Below are 15,231 nucleotides of genomic sequence, written 5' to 3'. Positions count from 1 at the left end.
CAGCGGAATTAACGACCACCCATAATGGCGATGTAATCCTGCGTCCAGCGACTGTAAGGAACGAATTTTCCACCTTCGGCAATCGGCGTTTTCCAGAAGGCAATTTTGTCGAAATAGCTATAGCCGTTGGTTTCACAGCCTTTTTCACCCAGTAACGGGCTGGCTTTACAACCTTCAGGCACCACTGGCAGAGAACCAAACCAGGCCGCTACGTCGCCCTGTACTTTCGGGGTTAATGACCAGTTCATCCATTTGTAAGCGCAAACCGGGTGTTTCGCTTCACTGTGCAGCATGGTGGTATCAGCCCATCCGGTAACCCCCTCTTTTGGGAAGACCGTGGCAATTGGCTGACCTTCGCCTTTCAAGGCGTTAGCCTGATAAGGCCAGGCGCTTGACGCCACTACGCCTTCGTTTTTGAAATCGCTCATTTGCACGGTGGTATCGTGCCAATAGCGATGGATCAACGCGTGCTGATCGCTCAGGACTTTGATCACCGCCTGATACTGTTTTTCAGTGAGCTGATAGGGGTCGGTAATACCCAACTGCGGCTGGGTGGCTTTAACGAATAATGCGGCGTCGGCAATATAGATCGGGCCATCGTAAGCCTGAACGCGACCTTTATTGCTTTTCCCGTCAGGCAGATTTTGTTCAACGAATACCACGTTCCAGCTGTCCGGCGGCGTTGGGAAGGTTTTGGTGTTATACATCAGCAGGTTTGGTCCCCACTGGTATGGCGAACCGTAAACTTTACCGCCAACGTTAAACCACTCCCCTTTTACCACTCGCGGATCAAGGGTTTTCCAGTTAGGGATCAGCGCAGTATTAATCGGCTGAACGCGTTTTCCCATTATCAGGCGCAGTGAGGCATCACCAGAAGCGGTTACCAGATCGTAACCGCCTTTAGCCATCAGGCTGACCATCTCATCAGAGGTGGCCGCCGTTTTTACATTGACCGCACAGCCGGTATCTTTCTCAAACTGCGAGACCCAGTCATATTGTTTATCGGTTTGCCCACGTTCGATATAACCCGGCCAGGCAATAATATCCAGGCGGCCTTCCGGTTTATCTAATGATGTGGGGGGTTCGGCTGCCTGCGCAGTCATCAGCGTCATGCTGAAGGCACACAGGCTACTGAGGGCAAGTTGCTTGCTCATAACGTCTTACTCCTGTCGAAAAAATATTGAGCGGCAGCCTTGCCGTAAATATATGTCCTTTTCTAAAAATAGTCGGGGTGTGGTAAGCGTTCCTGCTGGTGCAAGGAAATTTAATCAGGTTGTGAGCTAACGCTCATTACGCTACAGACTCTGACCTGGGGGTAATCTTCTGGAGTATAGACAAGGAGTTAGACGCAGAGGTGGCAATAGTATTAACTATTGATATTTTGTATGGCCGCACCCGATATAAATAATACCGTGGTTCAGCATTCACTATTTCGAAAATAAGAATGCGCTATTCATTTATATTGAATAGCGCGTTATGGTTTATTTCATCATTTCACGAATTAATTTGCCAAGCTGTTTTACGGCCTGCTCTTCGCGCTCTCCCCAGTGCCATGCAGTATTAAAACGAAAAAAACGTGTCCAGCTTCCCGAGGTCGAGAACATTTTCCCCGGCGCAATGCTGATGTGGTGTGCCAGCGCATGGGTACTGAGCACACCAGCATCAAGCGGTTCCGGCAGCTCCAGCCACAGAAAATAACCACTGTCGTTGTGGTGAATTTTGACTTCCGCCGGAAGATGACGCAGCAGCGTTTGCCAGGCCTGTTGTTTACGTTCCGCCAGTTGCCGACGCAAGCGTCGCAAATGCGCGTCATAGCGCCGGGTTGAAAGATAATCAACAAGTGCAAGCTGCATGGGCGAACTGGTAGATAAAGTACTCATTAGCTGGAGTCGCTGAATACGCCGGGCATGTTTCCCTGCTGCCACCCAGCCAATACGAAATCCTGGCACCAGACACTTCGAGAAAGACGAACAATGCAGAACGCTGTCGGCGCGATCCCAGGCTTTGGCTGGTAGCGGTTTTTCGCGGCCAAAGTACAGCTCGCTGTAAACATCATCTTCAATCAGCATTACGTGGTATTTTTCCAGCAAGGCAACCAGACGCGCCTTTTTCTCTGCGCTGAGCGTAAAACCCAGCGGATTTTGGCTGTTGGTCATTAGCCAGCAGGCTTTTACCGGATATTCCTGCAACGCCTGCTCCAACGCGGCAAGATCGATCCCCTCGTTAACGTCGGTGGCTACCGACAGCGCCTTCAGACGTAATCGCTCCAGGGCCTGCAACGCCCCATAAAAACAGGGGTTTTCGACAATCACCCAGTCACCCGGTTCAGTGACTGCTTGCAGGCTCAGGTTGAGGGCTTCCAGCGCGCCGGTGGTGATGACGATTTCGTCCGGTGAAATGGTCATCCCCTGTTGAGCATAGCGACGGGCAATGGCATGACGCAGCTCAGCATTCCCCGGGGGCAGGTTTTCAATCACACTCATGGCGGTGGCGGTTTTACTCACCTGCGCCAACGAGCGGTTCAACTGTTGAAGTGGAAACAGACGCGGGTCGGGGAATGCGGAGGCAAAGGGCATCACTGACGCATCCCGGCTGGCCTGCAACATATCAAAAATATAGGTATTGATATCCACCGCTTCGTCGCGCGTGACCTGCACCTGCGGCGCTGCCAGTTCACGTTCGGGGCGCGCGGCGACATAATAACCAGACTGCGGCCGGGCGATAATCCGCCCCTGGCTTTCCAGCAACTGGTATGCGTGTCCGACGGTCATAAAACTCATTCCGCTGCTGACCACTTGCTCACGCAAGGAAGGCAAGCGATCGCCTGGCTGCCATACGCCAGACGCAATTTGATCGCGAATTTGCTCTGCCAGTCGCTGGTACTTTTTCATTTTTGATCCTGATTACCGGTGTCGGTGACAATCACTGTGTATATCAGTTTACATAATCAGGGTGTTTTTTATAACTGTTATAGTTAACAGTTTTACAACATCGTTAACGCCAGCTCTTTGCCTAAGGCGCGCGCAGCAATCTGCACGGCATCAATTTTTGTCGTGTGCTTTAAATCAAATAAACGGGTGATCTCCTGCTTAGGTCTGCCGATCCTGTTCGCCAGCTCCTGCTGGGTGATTTTTGATTCAAGGAAGGCATTCAGCAGAAGAACCTTAGACGCAACGCTCAGCGGTATTTCTACGTAGTCATCTTCAGCGCTAACCGCCGAAGGGAGTGGAATCGCCTCGTTGTCGTCGAAATAGAATTCAAAAGCGGTAATCAATGCCGCCCGCGCGGCCTGCAAAGCGTCATGGCGAGTATTTCCCTGAGTTAATGCTTCCGGAATATCCGGGAAAGAAACCACAAACCCACCTTCCACTGCCGGAGTTAGAGTAACAGGATAACGCATAGGATTTTCAAAATCTCTCATATAATCAACCTTGTAGTGATGATGATTACTGTAAGTCAAGCTGCTTAATAATCGCTTTTCGCAAGGCTTCTTTTATTTCATCACCTGGATGTCTGGGCATAACGCTACGCCTTCCCTGGTATCTCAGTTTCAGATGATTTGAGCCGTTTGTAACAGCAACTCCCTGAGATTCAAGCCAGCGTCTAAACTCACTTTGCTTCACTGCGCCTCCCTGTCGTCTATTATACACACAAAGTAAACATTTATGATTACCTTTTAATTACCTTGCTATTAATATCGCAAAATCACTAACGTGGGGAGGACGCTATTTAATAACAGGAATCCAGCTTCCAGATTTCATATCAGCGTGTACAACCTATAACAGCACTGCAACTGTTATGGTTAAAAAGAACTGTTCTGTTTCTGCCCCGCATTGCTTCTCAGGCTTAGAATTGCGCCAAATCAATTTTGCCTGCGGAGTTAAGCATGTTCGGTCTTGACGCGTTTCACCTGGCGAGGATCCAGTTCGCGTTTACGGTATCCTTTCACATCATCTTTCCGGCCATTACCATCGGCCTCGCCAGTTATCTGGCAGTACTTGAGGGGTTATGGCTAAAGACGAAAAATCCCACCTGGCGTTCGCTATACCATTTCTGGTCGAAAATATTCGCCGTAAACTTTGGTATGGGTATAGTTTCCGGGCTGGTGATGGCTTATCAGTTCGGTACCAACTGGAGTGGTTTTTCCGAGTTCGCCGGTAGCATCACCGGGCCGCTTCTGACCTATGAAGTGCTCACCGCCTTCTTCCTTGAAGCAGGTTTTCTCGGGGTAATGCTGTTTGGCTGGAACCGGGTTGGCCCAGGGCTTCACTTCTTTGCCACCTGCATGGTCGCACTGGGTACCATTATTTCAACCTTCTGGATCCTCGCCTCTAACAGCTGGATGCAGACACCGCAAGGCTATGAAATAGTTAACGGCCAGGTCGTTCCCGTTGACTGGTTCGCCGTTATTTTCAATCCTTCATTCCCTTATCGTTTACTGCATATGTCCGTTGCCGCTTTCCTCAGCAGCGCGTTGTTTGTTGCAGCGTCAGGTGCATGGCATTTATTGCGCGGGAATAACACCCCGGCTATTCGCGCAATGTTCTCAATGGCGCTATGGATGACGTTAATCGTCGCCCCGCTGCAGGCTTTGATTGGCGATATGCACGGTTTGAATACGCTGAAGCATCAGCCGGCAAAAATTGCTGCGATTGAAGGGCACTGGGAAAATCCGCCCGGCGAACCAACCCCGCTACTACTCTTCGGCTGGCCGGATATGGAGCAAGAGCGCACTCGCTATGGGCTGGAAATCCCGGCGCTGGGCAGTCTGATTCTGACCCATAGTCTGGATAAACAGGTCCCGGCACTAAAAGAGTTTCCTAAAGAAGACAGGCCTAACTCAACTATGGTGTTCTGGTCGTTTCGCATAATGGCCGGGCTAGGCATGCTGATGATCCTGCTGGGCGCTTTTGCCCTGTGGCTGCGCTATAAGCAGCGTTTATACACCTCTCGCCCTTTCCTGCGCTTTGCCTTGTGGATGGGCCCCTCAGGTCTGATTGCCATCCTTGCCGGTTGGGTGACCACTGAAGTTGGCCGTCAACCGTGGGTGGTTTACGGTCTGCAACGTACGGCGGATGCGGTTTCCGCACATGGTGATTTACATATGAGCATCAGCCTGCTGTCCTTCTTTGTGGTGTACAGCTCAGTGTTTGGTGTGGGTTACAGCTACATGATACGCCTGATCCGCAAGGGGCCACATGAAGATGACTCAACAATTCCGCCAACCGGCACGCCTGCCCGGCCGCTTTCGGCTGCCGTCCTTGATTCTCAACCGGAGGCTCATCGCTAATGGGTATCGATTTATCAGTTATCTGGTTTGTGATTATCGTATTCGCCACGCTGATGTATATCGTGATGGACGGTTTTGATCTCGGGATTGGCATTTTATTCCCCGCGATTCAGGACGCTGATGACCGCGATGTGATGGTTAACAGCGTCGCTCCCGTATGGGATGGGAATGAAACCTGGCTGGTGTTGGGCGGGGCCGGGTTATTTGGCGCGTTCCCGCTGGCCTATGCGGTGATTGTCGATGCGCTGACGATCCCGTTGACCCTGATGCTAATCGGCCTGATTTTTCGCGGCGTCGCGTTTGAGTTTCGCTTCAAGGCCACGCCGGCGCATCGACCATTCTGGGATAAAGCCTTTCTCAGCGGTTCAATCCTGGCGACATTCACCCAGGGCGTGGTGGTGGGTGCCGTACTCAACGGATTTTCCGTTACCGGACGCAGCTACAGCGGCGGTCCTTTCGACTGGTTGACCCCGTTCACGTTGTTCTGCGGCGTTGGCCTGGTTGTAGCCTATGCCCTGCTGGGGGCGACATGGCTGGTGATGAAAAGTGAAAATCCGTTGCAGGATAACATGCGTTGCGTGGCCAAAAAACTGCTGCTGGCAATGTTGATTGTGATTGCCATTATCAGCCTGTGGACACCACTGGCGCATAGCGCGATTGCCGAGCGTTGGTTTAGTCTGCCCAACCTGTGGTTCCTGATGCCGGTTCCGCTGCTGGTTGCGCTTATCAGTATCTGGCTGTGGCGTTCACTGGGGCAACATAACTGCCATACGCTGCCTTTTGTATTGACACTGGGGCTGATTTTCCTCGGGTTTAGCGGACTGGGGATCAGTATCTGGCCACACATCATTCCGCCGTCCATTACGCTCTGGCAAGCGGCGGCTCCGGCACAAAGTCAGGGCTTTATGTTGGTTGGCGCACTGCTGATTATCCCGATAATCCTGGTGTACACCTTCTGGAGCTACTACGTTTTCCGCGGCAAAGTTCAACATGGTGAGGGGTATCATTGATGCAACAAACAATCTGGAAACGCCTGATGTGGCTGGTGATCCTCTGGGGCGGCAGCGTGCTGGCCCTCGCCGCTGTTGGCATGTTCTTTCGTCTCCTGATGACGGCCGCCGGATTTAAGTCCTGAATCTCTCCGTGATAACACCCGGGCAGCGCTGCACTGCCCGGGTGTTACAAAACCCAACATCGACTAAACAAAAATGTAAAAAACATCGAAATGACAAAACAGAGATTGTCATTATCCCGATTAAAATATTGAATAGTCACCAGGCGAAATTATCGCCAATTCCGCAGCTAACGTACCAGAGGGTGCATGATGTTTAAGAAAGGGTTAACAGTGTTATTGCTGGCCAGCGCGCTTTTTTCCGGTCAACTTTTCGCTACTAATCAGGGACATGAATATCTTCAGGTGCAGGATGCCGATCATTTACTACGACACACGGCCGACAGCGATGAGCTGCGAGTGACGGCGGAAGAATCCGCCGCCGATCTTCGTGAACACCATCACTGGCAAAAATCACGCAAACCCGATACGCATCTGAGCTAACGATTAACCTTTACGCTTCGGCAGTGTCTTCATCAGTTCTTCCGGACTGACCGAAGCCACAACGCTACCCGGCAACGGCATCTTCAGAATGTGATGTTTCATCTTGCCGATCACGTGCATTTCGCACGGTCGGCAATCAAATTTCAGCGTCAGGACTTCATCGCCGTTAACCAGTTGCATCGGTGTCGCTTTCCAGCTCTTGATGTTCCCTTTCGCCTGTTTCGGACAGAGGTTAAAGGCGAAACGCAGGCAATGTTTAGTGATCATCACCGGTACTTCGCCCTTTTCTTCATGCGCTTCATAGGCTGCATCAATCAACTGAACGCCATAACGGTGATAAAACTCACGCGCTTTTTGGTTGTAGACGTTAGCCAGGAAACTCAAGTGCGTTTGCGGATAAACCGGCGCAGGCTGGGATACTGGTTTGCGGCTACCGCGCTTATAGCTTTGCAGGCGCGCTGCATCCAGCATATCAACGGCTTCACGTCGTAACTGATTTAGTTGACCGTTTGGCACGAACAGCGCGCCCGGCAGATTCACCTGAATATTGCGGGCGTAGTACATCGTCTGCCCAAGTTTTGCCAGTCCGTCCTGTAGGTTACTCAACGCTTTTTCCGCATTGTTCGCTTCCTCAAACTGGCCATCCAGCGTATGGGTAATGCTCACGCCCTCTTCACTGGTGAGCGTCAGAATCAACTGCTCCTGCCAGCCGCCGAGCTCAATATCGATCGCAACACGGCGTTCGCTGGAGGTTTTGGTTAACGCTTGCTGCCAGTTATGATCGAGGTTGCGATTCAGCGGATGATGCGGACGCACTTTGTGCAGATCGGCAGGCATTTCATTCGGCCATACCCGATAACGATTGTTCCCCGTTTTTTCCACGGTGTTGGCGCGGAATCCAACAACCTCACGTTTGATTAACACGTTCAGGCCATCCCCGTTAGCCAGCGGTTCTGCCACCTCAACATCGAGATGATCTTTCGCCACCTTCAGGACTTCGCCGACCGGCAAACCGATAAACTTTGGTGAGTCGAATGCGCCGATATCCCCTTTACGGGCATTCACAAAATAATCGGTGCTGCCACGATGGAAGGTTTTCTCCGTGGATGGGGTAAAGAAATGTTCGGTACGTCCCGCTGATGAACGGGCCAGGTCGCCGCGCTCTTCAATGATGGCATCGAGCATCTGGCGATAATGCGCGGTAATATTCTTTACATAACTCATGTCCTTATAGCGCCCTTCAATTTTGAAGGAACGCACACCTGCGTCAATCAATGCGCCGAGGTTGGCGGTCTGATCGTTGTCTTTCATCGACAGCAGGTGTTTTTCATAGGACACCACGCGTCCCTGATCGTCTTTCAGGGTATACGGCAGACGGCAAGCCTGGGAACAGTCGCCACGGTTAGCACTGCGTCCGGTTTGCGCATGTGAAATATAACACTGACCTGAATAGGCAACGCACAGCGCGCCGTGAATGAAAAACTCAATGGTCGCATCGGTAGCCTGATGGATGGCGTTAATTTGCTCAAGGCTCAGTTCGCGCGCAAGGACAATCTGGCTGAATCCGACATCAGCAAGAAATTTCGCCTTCTCAACGCTGCGAATATCACATTGGGTGCTGGCATGCAGTTCAATCGGGGGAATATCCAGTTCCAGAATCCCCATATCCTGTACGATCAGAGCATCAACACCGGTCTGATACAAATCGGTAATTAACCGCTGCGCGGGTTCCAGTTCATCATCGTGCAAGATAGTATTTAGCGTCACAAAGATTTTCGCCCCATAGCGATGGGCGAAAGGCACCAGTTCGGCGATATCTTTCAGGCTATTACTGGCGTTATGGCGCGCGCCAAAACCCGGTCCACCAATGTAAACGGCGTCTGCGCCGTGCAAAATGGCTTCGCGCGCAATGGCGGTATCCCGAGCCGGGCTTAACAATTCAAGGTGATGAGGCTGCTGGCGCATACAGTTGTTACCATCCACAAGCGGTAAAAATGGCGGCTATTGTAGTCACAAGCGCAGCTTTTCGGAATAGTTTTCCCGATTAACTGCGCGGGTAATGGATCAGCGAATGAAAGTGCACCGTTTGTTCGCTGCTGTTACGGTAACTGTGTGCCATATCTCCGGCGAAACGGACACCCTCACCAGATTTAAGGGTGCGCCACTGCCCCTCAATACACATATCCAACAGACCATTAATCACCACCACGTGCTCTATTACGCCGGTCTCATGCGGAGTAGATTCACTGAGCGCGCCGGGCGCCAATAGTATCGAAAAATGATCGAAGCACAGTTGAGGATCCCACGGGAACAACGGCGTGACGATCATTGCCTGCTGCTGGGGATCGAATGTTAGCGTGCCGTCTGACTCTGGTGGTGAAATAAACGTTGAAAACGGGACGTTCAGCCCAGTGGCAATTTTCCACAATGTCGCCACCGTTGGACTGGATTCATTACGTTCAATCTGCCCCAGCATCGCTTTTGAGACGCCAGTTTCCTCCGCCAGACGCGAAAGACTCCATTCCCGCTGGTGACGTAATGTCCTGAGCGTTGTGGCCAGATAGTGGGTTAAGTTGTCCATTTTCTCCTTCGTCGCTCTCCTTACTCGGGGCTACAGTTTAGCACTTGTACGCTATAACGCACAGTGCTACAGTGATTGACCGTTATAACGCACACGGAGTGAATATGCGTGCATTCTCCATCCCCCTGCCCACTGTATTATCGGGTTTTGTGGCGGTCCTGGTTGGCTATGCCAGTTCGGCGGCCATTATCTGGCAAGCGGCACTCGCCGCAGGTGCGACTACCGGGCAAATTGCAGGTTGGATGACCGCACTGGGGTTAGCAATGGGGGTCAGTACGCTGGTGCTGACATTGTGGTATCGCGCTCCTGTACTTACCGCATGGTCAACGCCCGGTGCCGCGCTGCTGGTGACGGGCCTGCACGGGGTATCTATTCAGGATGCCATCGGCGTTTTTATCGTGGCTAACGCGCTGATTGTGCTGTGCGGCGTAACCGGACTGTTTGCCCGCCTGATGAAAATCATTCCCCACTCGCTGGCATCAGCCATGTTGGCTGGGATCTTACTGCGTTTTGGTTTGCAGGCATTTAATAGCCTGAACAGTGAGCTTATTTTGTGCGGTAGTATGCTGGTGGCATGGCTGGTGCTAAAAGTTATTGCCCCAAGATATGCCGTTATCGCTGCGATGTTAGTGGGTATTGCCATCGCCTTGATGAAAGGTGACATTGTCACTAATGATGTTAATCTGTCACCGGTTATCCCAGCGTTTATTACCCCGCACTTTTCATTAGCCCACAGTATCAGCATTGCACTACCGTTATTTCTGGTCACTATGGCTTCGCAAAATGCCCCCGGTATTGCGACCATGAAAGCATCAGGATATTCGTTACCCGTTTCCCCTCTGATTGTTTTTACGGGTCTACTGGCGCTGCTATTTTCACCTTTTGGCGTCTATTCCATCTGCATCGCCGCCATAACCGCCGCAATTTGCCAAAGTCCTGAAGCGCATCCGGATGCAAATCGGCGCTGGCTCGCCGCAGCGGCAGCAGGCGTCTTCTATCTTCTGGCTGGGGTGTTTGGCGGTTCGGTTACAGGAGTGATGGCAGCCCTGCCCGTAAGCTGGATCCAGATGCTGGCTGGTCTTGCATTACTCGGCACGATTAGCGGTAGTTTATATCAAGCCTTACATAATGAAGCTGAACGCGATGCCGCCATCGTGACTTTTCTGGTTACGGCCAGTGGTCTGACGGTATTTGGCATTGGGTCTGCATTCTGGGGGCTGGTTGTCGGCGGTATTTGCTACGCAGTGTTGACGTTATTTCGCCGCGCGTAGCTGCGTTGGTGTTTTACCTGTCACTTGTTTAAACCGGTTACTGAAATGACTCGCCGAGCTAAATCCGCAGGCCATTGCAATATCCGACAGGCTGCGTGATGAATAACAGACCAGTTGCTGCGCCAGCGCCATACGGCGTTGCATGACGTACTGATGCGGCGCCATATTCATCGACTGGCGAAACATTCTGGCAAAATGGAATTCGCTTAGCGCTGCCTCACCAGCCAGATCGCTCAACGTTATGGGATACGCCAGATGTGCTTCAATATAGGCCAGCACGTTGCGCAAGGTGGCAGGCGCAAGCCCTCCGGTGACAACGGGAAGTCGCCATTGAACGTTGCTGTAATGCTGGATCAGATGCGTTAACAGTAGTGAAGATGCCGCGCTAAGCGTGAGGTGATTAGCGGGTTGCAGCCAGTCGTTACCAAGCAAAAACTGACGGTAAACCGCCGTGATCCCCGGGTCGCTGCCAAAAGTATGCTCGTCCAGCGTGAAGCTATAGGGGCTTTTGTCCCAGACTTTTTCACCCACTTCGCGCAGGTGAGCGTCGGTACAATAGAGATGAACAAAGGAAAGATCGTCACGAATATCCCAACTGGACTCACTCTCTTTTGGCATCAGGCAAAAACGATCCGGTCCGCCGCCATTCTTCCAGCCTCCCGCCGTTTTGTGATAACTCTCGTAGCCATCCGCGATGTATAAACTTAGCGTGTGGTGATCGCAATACTGGGTAATGGTGTCGCGCTTGTTTGACCAGGCAGCCAGTTGGATCCCCGAATGTAACGCAACCGACTCGTGCAGCACGGCATTGTGTTTGCGTAAGTTTTCAAAGGCACCGTAGGGCTGAGACATACCATCACATTCAAAATAAGTTAGCAGGCTTTCAGTCTATATCAGCTACATATCGTTAACAGCTTCCTTTTCACCTTTACACTAAAAAAAGCGCAAGATTTTGCAAGTCCACCGCAAGCCGATGAAAGCCCCCTGCTACCCGACGTGGCACAGTGTGCGCCTGAAGACCAAAAAGAGAGAGTTGTATGAACGGACTGTTGTACTGCCTGGTGGTGGTGATTTGGGGAACGACATGGATTGCGATTTACCTGCAACAAGGCCCGGTTGCGGCGCCAGTTTCCATCTTCTGGCGCTTTGCCATCGCCAGCACCGTGATGATAGCCATCCTGCTGATCAGCGGGAAATTGCGTAAGCTTTCCGGACGCGATCATCTGTTTTGTCTGTTACAAGGTGGATGCGTTTTTTGCTTTAACTTCTGGTGTTTTTACACTGCCGCTGCGTGGATCAATACTGGTCTCGAATCCGTCATTTTCTCGATGGCGGTCCTGTTCAATGCGGTTAATAGCTACCTGTTTTTTGGTCAAAAACCACCAGGACGCTTTTATATTGCCGCCGGGCTGGGGCTGACAGGTATCGTCACCTTGTTCTGGCAGGATTTGGTCAACAGCGGGTTGAATCACTCGCTGCTGCTGGGGATTAGTTTAAGCGCCCTCGGCACTTTTGGTTTCTCACTGGGCAATATGATAAGTCTGCGTCATCAGAAAAAAGGTCTCGAGGTGATGACCACCAACAGTTGGGCGATGCTGTACGGCACTGTGTTGATTGCTACCATTGCGCTGGTGCGCGGCGACAGCTTCACGCCACAGTGGACCTTCAGTTATCTCAGTGCGCTGTTGTATCTGGCTATTTTTGGTTCGGTAATCGCCTTCGGCGCCTATTTCACGCTGGTCGGACGCATTGGTCCCAGTAAAGCGGCATACAGTACACTGCTTTTTCCACTGGTGGCGCTAACGCTGTCTACGTTGTATGAAGGGTATGTCTGGCAGGTTAATGCGATTGTGGGATTAGTATTGATTTTGCTGGGGAATCTGGTGATGTTTGCCCGACCAGAAACGCTGATGGGTAAACTCGTATATCGTCGCCGGGCGGCATAAAAAAACGCACCATCCAGGGATGGTGCGTTCTTCGTTATTATTGTTTTTTATTTACGTCAAACATGGAAGCATCAGTCGCCATGTCATCAACAACTTTCTTCAACGTTTCGAACGCCATCGGCGTACTTTCGTTGTTCAGGTCTTTACCTTCACCCTGACGTACAACTTTAATGACAGGTTTATTGGTTGCCGCATCAATCAACTCACCTTCGAAAAAGAGGTGCGTGTCCATGGTACGGTGCCCCGTCGCCATTTGCGTACCCGCAACGAGCAGTGCAACCGGGACCACTTCATAGAACTGCAGCCCTTCTTTGCTGGTAGCAACACCGGTGATTGCCCCGCGGAAAATCAGACTGCGCGAGCCTGGCGTCGTAACCAGCGGTTTACGTTTTGCCAGGGCAGTTTTCATTTGGGTATTGGTATAGCTCAACAGCTTATCAAGAACCTGCTGACCGACCTGGGTGGTTGGTTTAGGAACCGGATAATACGTGATCGGGTTATAAACGATGTTATCGTATTTAGACTCATTAAAGTTGGGATCAACCCAACGCAGCACCGGCTGTCCGGTTGCAGATTTTGTTTCCTTCAGGCCGGAGTAATCTTTTAAAAAACCTGAATATTTATCAGGCTGCGTAATTTTTGAAGCACAGCCTGATAACGCCAGTAAACCCGTAAGCACTGCAACTTTAAATAAAGTTTGAGCACGCATGGAACGATCCCTTAGTATTTGCAGATATGCATCTGAAATAATAGCAAAAGGAAATCATTTTGGATGAACTAAAAATGGTAAGGCCCGCACAATTTTATCTTAACGTTTTCTTAATATTCAGCACGAAAAAAATGCTGAACGTAGAAAGAGTTATCACAAATGGGCAGGTCAGACCGTTTTACGCGCCAGCATTGTTGCAAAGCGTAGTTTAATTCGGTTGCCGTGCTCATCCGTACGATGAAGTTCACCTACGTCTTCGTTATATTTCAGCAGACCCCAACCTGTGTAGTAGCGGCGTAACTCCCCTGTTTTAAACGCAAACGGGAACCCAACGGTGCACGGAAAATCATCGGTATCCATTGCCGCGACGATCAGGTTATACCCACCTGGGTTGGTGCAGCGCTGCATATTTTCAATCAGGCCCGGGATGGTTTTCGCGTCCAGGAACATCATCACCACGGTAGAAAGAATAAAATCGTATTCACCGTCAAAGTTTAGCGCATTGAGATCCGCCACCTCAGCGTGCAGATTAGTCAGCCCTTCCGCGTTTTTAATGCGTTCCAGATTGGCGATGCTCATCGGATTCTTGTCCCATGCGGTAACGTCATAACCGTTGGCCGCCAGGTACAGACTGTTACGGCCATTCCCGCAGCCCAGATCTAACGTTTTGCCCGGGGCAACAATTTTTGCCGCGTCGACGACATCGGAATGCGTGCGGGTCAAATCATATTTCTCAGTAAAGTAGTTTTCGTCACAACGGATCATTATTTATCCTCAGATTTCAGTAATGCAGCACGTTCGGTGCGAATAAGCAGTTTTCCCTGCATCAGCAATGCAAACGTACGTATCAGTAATAGCGCAATGATAAAATTGGTAAAAATAAACAGCGGGATCGCCAGCGTATGAAAAAAACCTGACTCGCTGCCGTGCCCTAAATGCAGCCCCGTAGTCGCCAGTGCCGATACGCCGAACGAGAAGCTCCAGAAAGACGCATTAAACGGCTGTGACAAATACCACGGCATCAGGCGTAGCATAAACAGAAGTTGCAGCAGACCATAGCCGAACAGCATTTTGGCTAACGTATCTCCCTCGCCACCGTTCACACTAAGCCACGCGCTACAGGCGACCAGCGCAGGCGCCAGTTGTATACCAAGTGAAGTCCGTAAAACCGTCGGCAGCTCGCCGCAGCTTCGTAAACGCTGCAGAATAACCGGCTCGAGGCTGAGCCAGGAAAATACCCCTGCGCCCAAAAACACCAACCCGGCATCGTTGAAGCCAAGCGCACCACAGGCCATGGCGCTGATAAAGTTATTGGCAACGGTTGGCAGATACAGACCCGGTGTGGTGGCCTCTTCCGGGTGCTCGCCACGCCATAATCCAGCCGTTTGCCAGGCTGCATACGCCAGCTGTATCACCACGCCGATGCTGAACAACACAATCGCCAGCGGTCGATACCACGGGACAAAACCAATCGCGACCAGCATCGTTGTAGCCGGAAACAGACTGACAAAACTGCTCATCACCGGATGACGAATTTCCACCAGTACGCTATGAGGAAAACGCAGTAAACGACTAATAAAGGCCAGCGTCAACAATCCCCATATGACCATCGCGAGGATCACTAAACCGTCGCCAATCCAGTGGCTTACAGGCCATACCTGGCTGGCATATCGCCACGCGAACCCCATCCCGATGATGCCCAGTACCATGCCAAAATAACCGGCCGGAAGATTGAGGACTCGCTCACTTTGCTTGCTCTTACTCATTTTGTTTATTTTTTAAAGTATATTTGAAATGCATTTTATGGAATTTCCACGAATTTAGCCAGTGCGGAAAACTTTGCTACGTTTAACTAAGGTGCGCAACATGGAAATGAGCT

16 protein-coding genes are annotated in these 15,231 nt (G+C 51.2%); 6 read left to right on the top strand and 10 right to left on the bottom strand.

Features of this window, described 5'->3' with window-relative positions; translation table 11 throughout:
- Nucleotides 1-8: 8 nt before the first annotated feature.
- From ydcS to OGX67_RS15950, 4 genes are all read right to left on the bottom strand, one after another.
- A complete protein-coding gene (ydcS, locus tag OGX67_RS15965; protein WP_061548295.1) occupies nt 9-1,154 on the bottom strand; it encodes a putative ABC transporter substrate-binding protein YdcS in 1,146 nt (381 codons plus the stop codon).
- A 327-nt stretch (nt 1,155-1,481) separates the two neighbouring features.
- Nucleotides 1,482-2,891, bottom strand: coding sequence for an aminotransferase-like domain-containing protein (locus tag OGX67_RS15960; RefSeq protein ID WP_016150280.1), 1,410 nt, complete (start codon nt 2,889-2,891; stop codon nt 1,482-1,484).
- A gap of 92 nt (nt 2,892-2,983) precedes the next feature.
- Nucleotides 2,984-3,400 carry a type II toxin-antitoxin system HicB family antitoxin gene (locus OGX67_RS15955; RefSeq protein ID WP_128298791.1) on the bottom strand — a complete coding sequence of 139 codons (417 nt, stop codon included), beginning with the start codon at nt 3,398-3,400 and terminating at the stop codon, nt 2,984-2,986.
- Between the two features lie 46 nt (nt 3,401-3,446).
- Nucleotides 3,447-3,623, bottom strand: a complete 177-nt coding sequence (locus OGX67_RS15950) for a type II toxin-antitoxin system HicA family toxin (RefSeq protein WP_003020221.1) — start codon at nt 3,621-3,623, stop codon at nt 3,447-3,449.
- Between the two features lie 263 nt (nt 3,624-3,886).
- Between OGX67_RS15950 and OGX67_RS15945 the strand changes: the two genes are divergently transcribed.
- From OGX67_RS15945 to OGX67_RS15930, 4 genes are all read left to right on the top strand, one after another.
- Entirely contained in the window at nt 3,887-5,290 is a 1,404-nt protein-coding gene (locus OGX67_RS15945) for a cytochrome ubiquinol oxidase subunit I (RefSeq protein WP_257651191.1), read from the top strand.
- On the top strand, nt 5,290-6,300 hold the full coding sequence (gene cydB, locus OGX67_RS15940) for a cytochrome d ubiquinol oxidase subunit II (RefSeq protein WP_257651190.1): 1,011 nt from the start codon (nt 5,290-5,292) through the stop codon (nt 6,298-6,300). The genes OGX67_RS15945 and cydB overlap by 1 nt, the downstream gene beginning before the upstream one ends.
- A complete protein-coding gene (locus OGX67_RS15935) occupies nt 6,300-6,425 on the top strand; it encodes a DUF2474 domain-containing protein (RefSeq protein WP_003020230.1) in 126 nt (41 codons plus the stop codon). The genes cydB and OGX67_RS15935 overlap by 1 nt, the downstream gene beginning before the upstream one ends.
- Before the next feature lie 189 nt (nt 6,426-6,614).
- Entirely contained in the window at nt 6,615-6,845 is a 231-nt protein-coding gene (locus OGX67_RS15930) for a DUF2554 family protein (RefSeq protein ID WP_003020233.1), read from the top strand.
- A gap of 3 nt (nt 6,846-6,848) precedes the next feature.
- On the opposite strand, the gene OGX67_RS15925 is transcribed toward OGX67_RS15930, so the two are convergent.
- Both OGX67_RS15925 and OGX67_RS15920 read right to left on the bottom strand, forming a co-directional pair.
- Nucleotides 6,849-8,810 (bottom strand): peptidase U32 family protein, encoded by a 1,962-nt coding sequence (locus OGX67_RS15925; RefSeq protein WP_257651189.1) that lies wholly within the window; start codon nt 8,808-8,810, stop codon nt 6,849-6,851.
- A 79-nt stretch (nt 8,811-8,889) separates the two neighbouring features.
- Complete coding sequence (locus OGX67_RS15920) at nt 8,890-9,426, bottom strand: helix-turn-helix domain-containing protein (RefSeq protein ID WP_049015557.1); 537 nt, start codon at nt 9,424-9,426, stop codon at nt 8,890-8,892.
- Nucleotides 9,427-9,530: 104 nt separating this feature from the next.
- Here OGX67_RS15920 and OGX67_RS15915 point away from each other — a divergent pair, with 104 nt between their 5' ends.
- Nucleotides 9,531-10,697, top strand: a complete 1,167-nt coding sequence (locus OGX67_RS15915) for a benzoate/H(+) symporter BenE family transporter (RefSeq protein WP_071696132.1) — start codon at nt 9,531-9,533, stop codon at nt 10,695-10,697.
- Here the strand turns inward: OGX67_RS15915 and OGX67_RS15910 are convergent.
- Complete coding sequence (locus tag OGX67_RS15910; protein WP_003836123.1) at nt 10,680-11,549, bottom strand: AraC family transcriptional regulator; 870 nt, start codon at nt 11,547-11,549, stop codon at nt 10,680-10,682. The genes OGX67_RS15915 and OGX67_RS15910 overlap by 18 nt on opposite strands.
- Before the next feature lie 185 nt (nt 11,550-11,734).
- Here OGX67_RS15910 and OGX67_RS15905 point away from each other — a divergent pair, with 185 nt between their 5' ends.
- Nucleotides 11,735-12,643: a DMT family transporter gene (locus OGX67_RS15905; protein ID WP_200054602.1), complete on the top strand. Its 909-nt coding sequence runs from the start codon at nt 11,735-11,737 to the stop codon at nt 12,641-12,643.
- A 37-nt stretch (nt 12,644-12,680) separates the two neighbouring features.
- Here OGX67_RS15905 and OGX67_RS15900 read toward each other — a convergent pair whose 3' ends face one another.
- The 3 genes from OGX67_RS15900 to tehA all read right to left on the bottom strand — a co-directional run bounded on the left by OGX67_RS15900 (nt 12,681) and on the right by tehA (nt 15,118).
- Nucleotides 12,681-13,352, bottom strand: coding sequence for a DUF3313 domain-containing protein (locus OGX67_RS15900; protein WP_003020253.1), 672 nt, complete (start codon nt 13,350-13,352; stop codon nt 12,681-12,683).
- 168 nt (nt 13,353-13,520) lie between these two features.
- Nucleotides 13,521-14,117: a tellurite resistance methyltransferase TehB gene (tehB, locus tag OGX67_RS15895; RefSeq protein WP_257651188.1), complete on the bottom strand. Its 597-nt coding sequence runs from the start codon at nt 14,115-14,117 to the stop codon at nt 13,521-13,523.
- Complete coding sequence (gene tehA / locus OGX67_RS15890; protein WP_071696135.1) at nt 14,117-15,118, bottom strand: dicarboxylate transporter/tellurite-resistance protein TehA; 1,002 nt, start codon at nt 15,116-15,118, stop codon at nt 14,117-14,119. The genes tehB and tehA overlap by 1 nt, the downstream gene beginning before the upstream one ends.
- Nucleotides 15,119-15,231 lie beyond the last annotated feature (113 nt).

Source organism: Citrobacter sp. Cf118 (genome assembly GCF_030334095.1).
Classification (GTDB): domain Bacteria; phylum Pseudomonadota; class Gammaproteobacteria; order Enterobacterales; family Enterobacteriaceae; genus Citrobacter; species Citrobacter freundii.
This window is presented reverse-complemented; position numbering and strand designations above follow the sequence as displayed.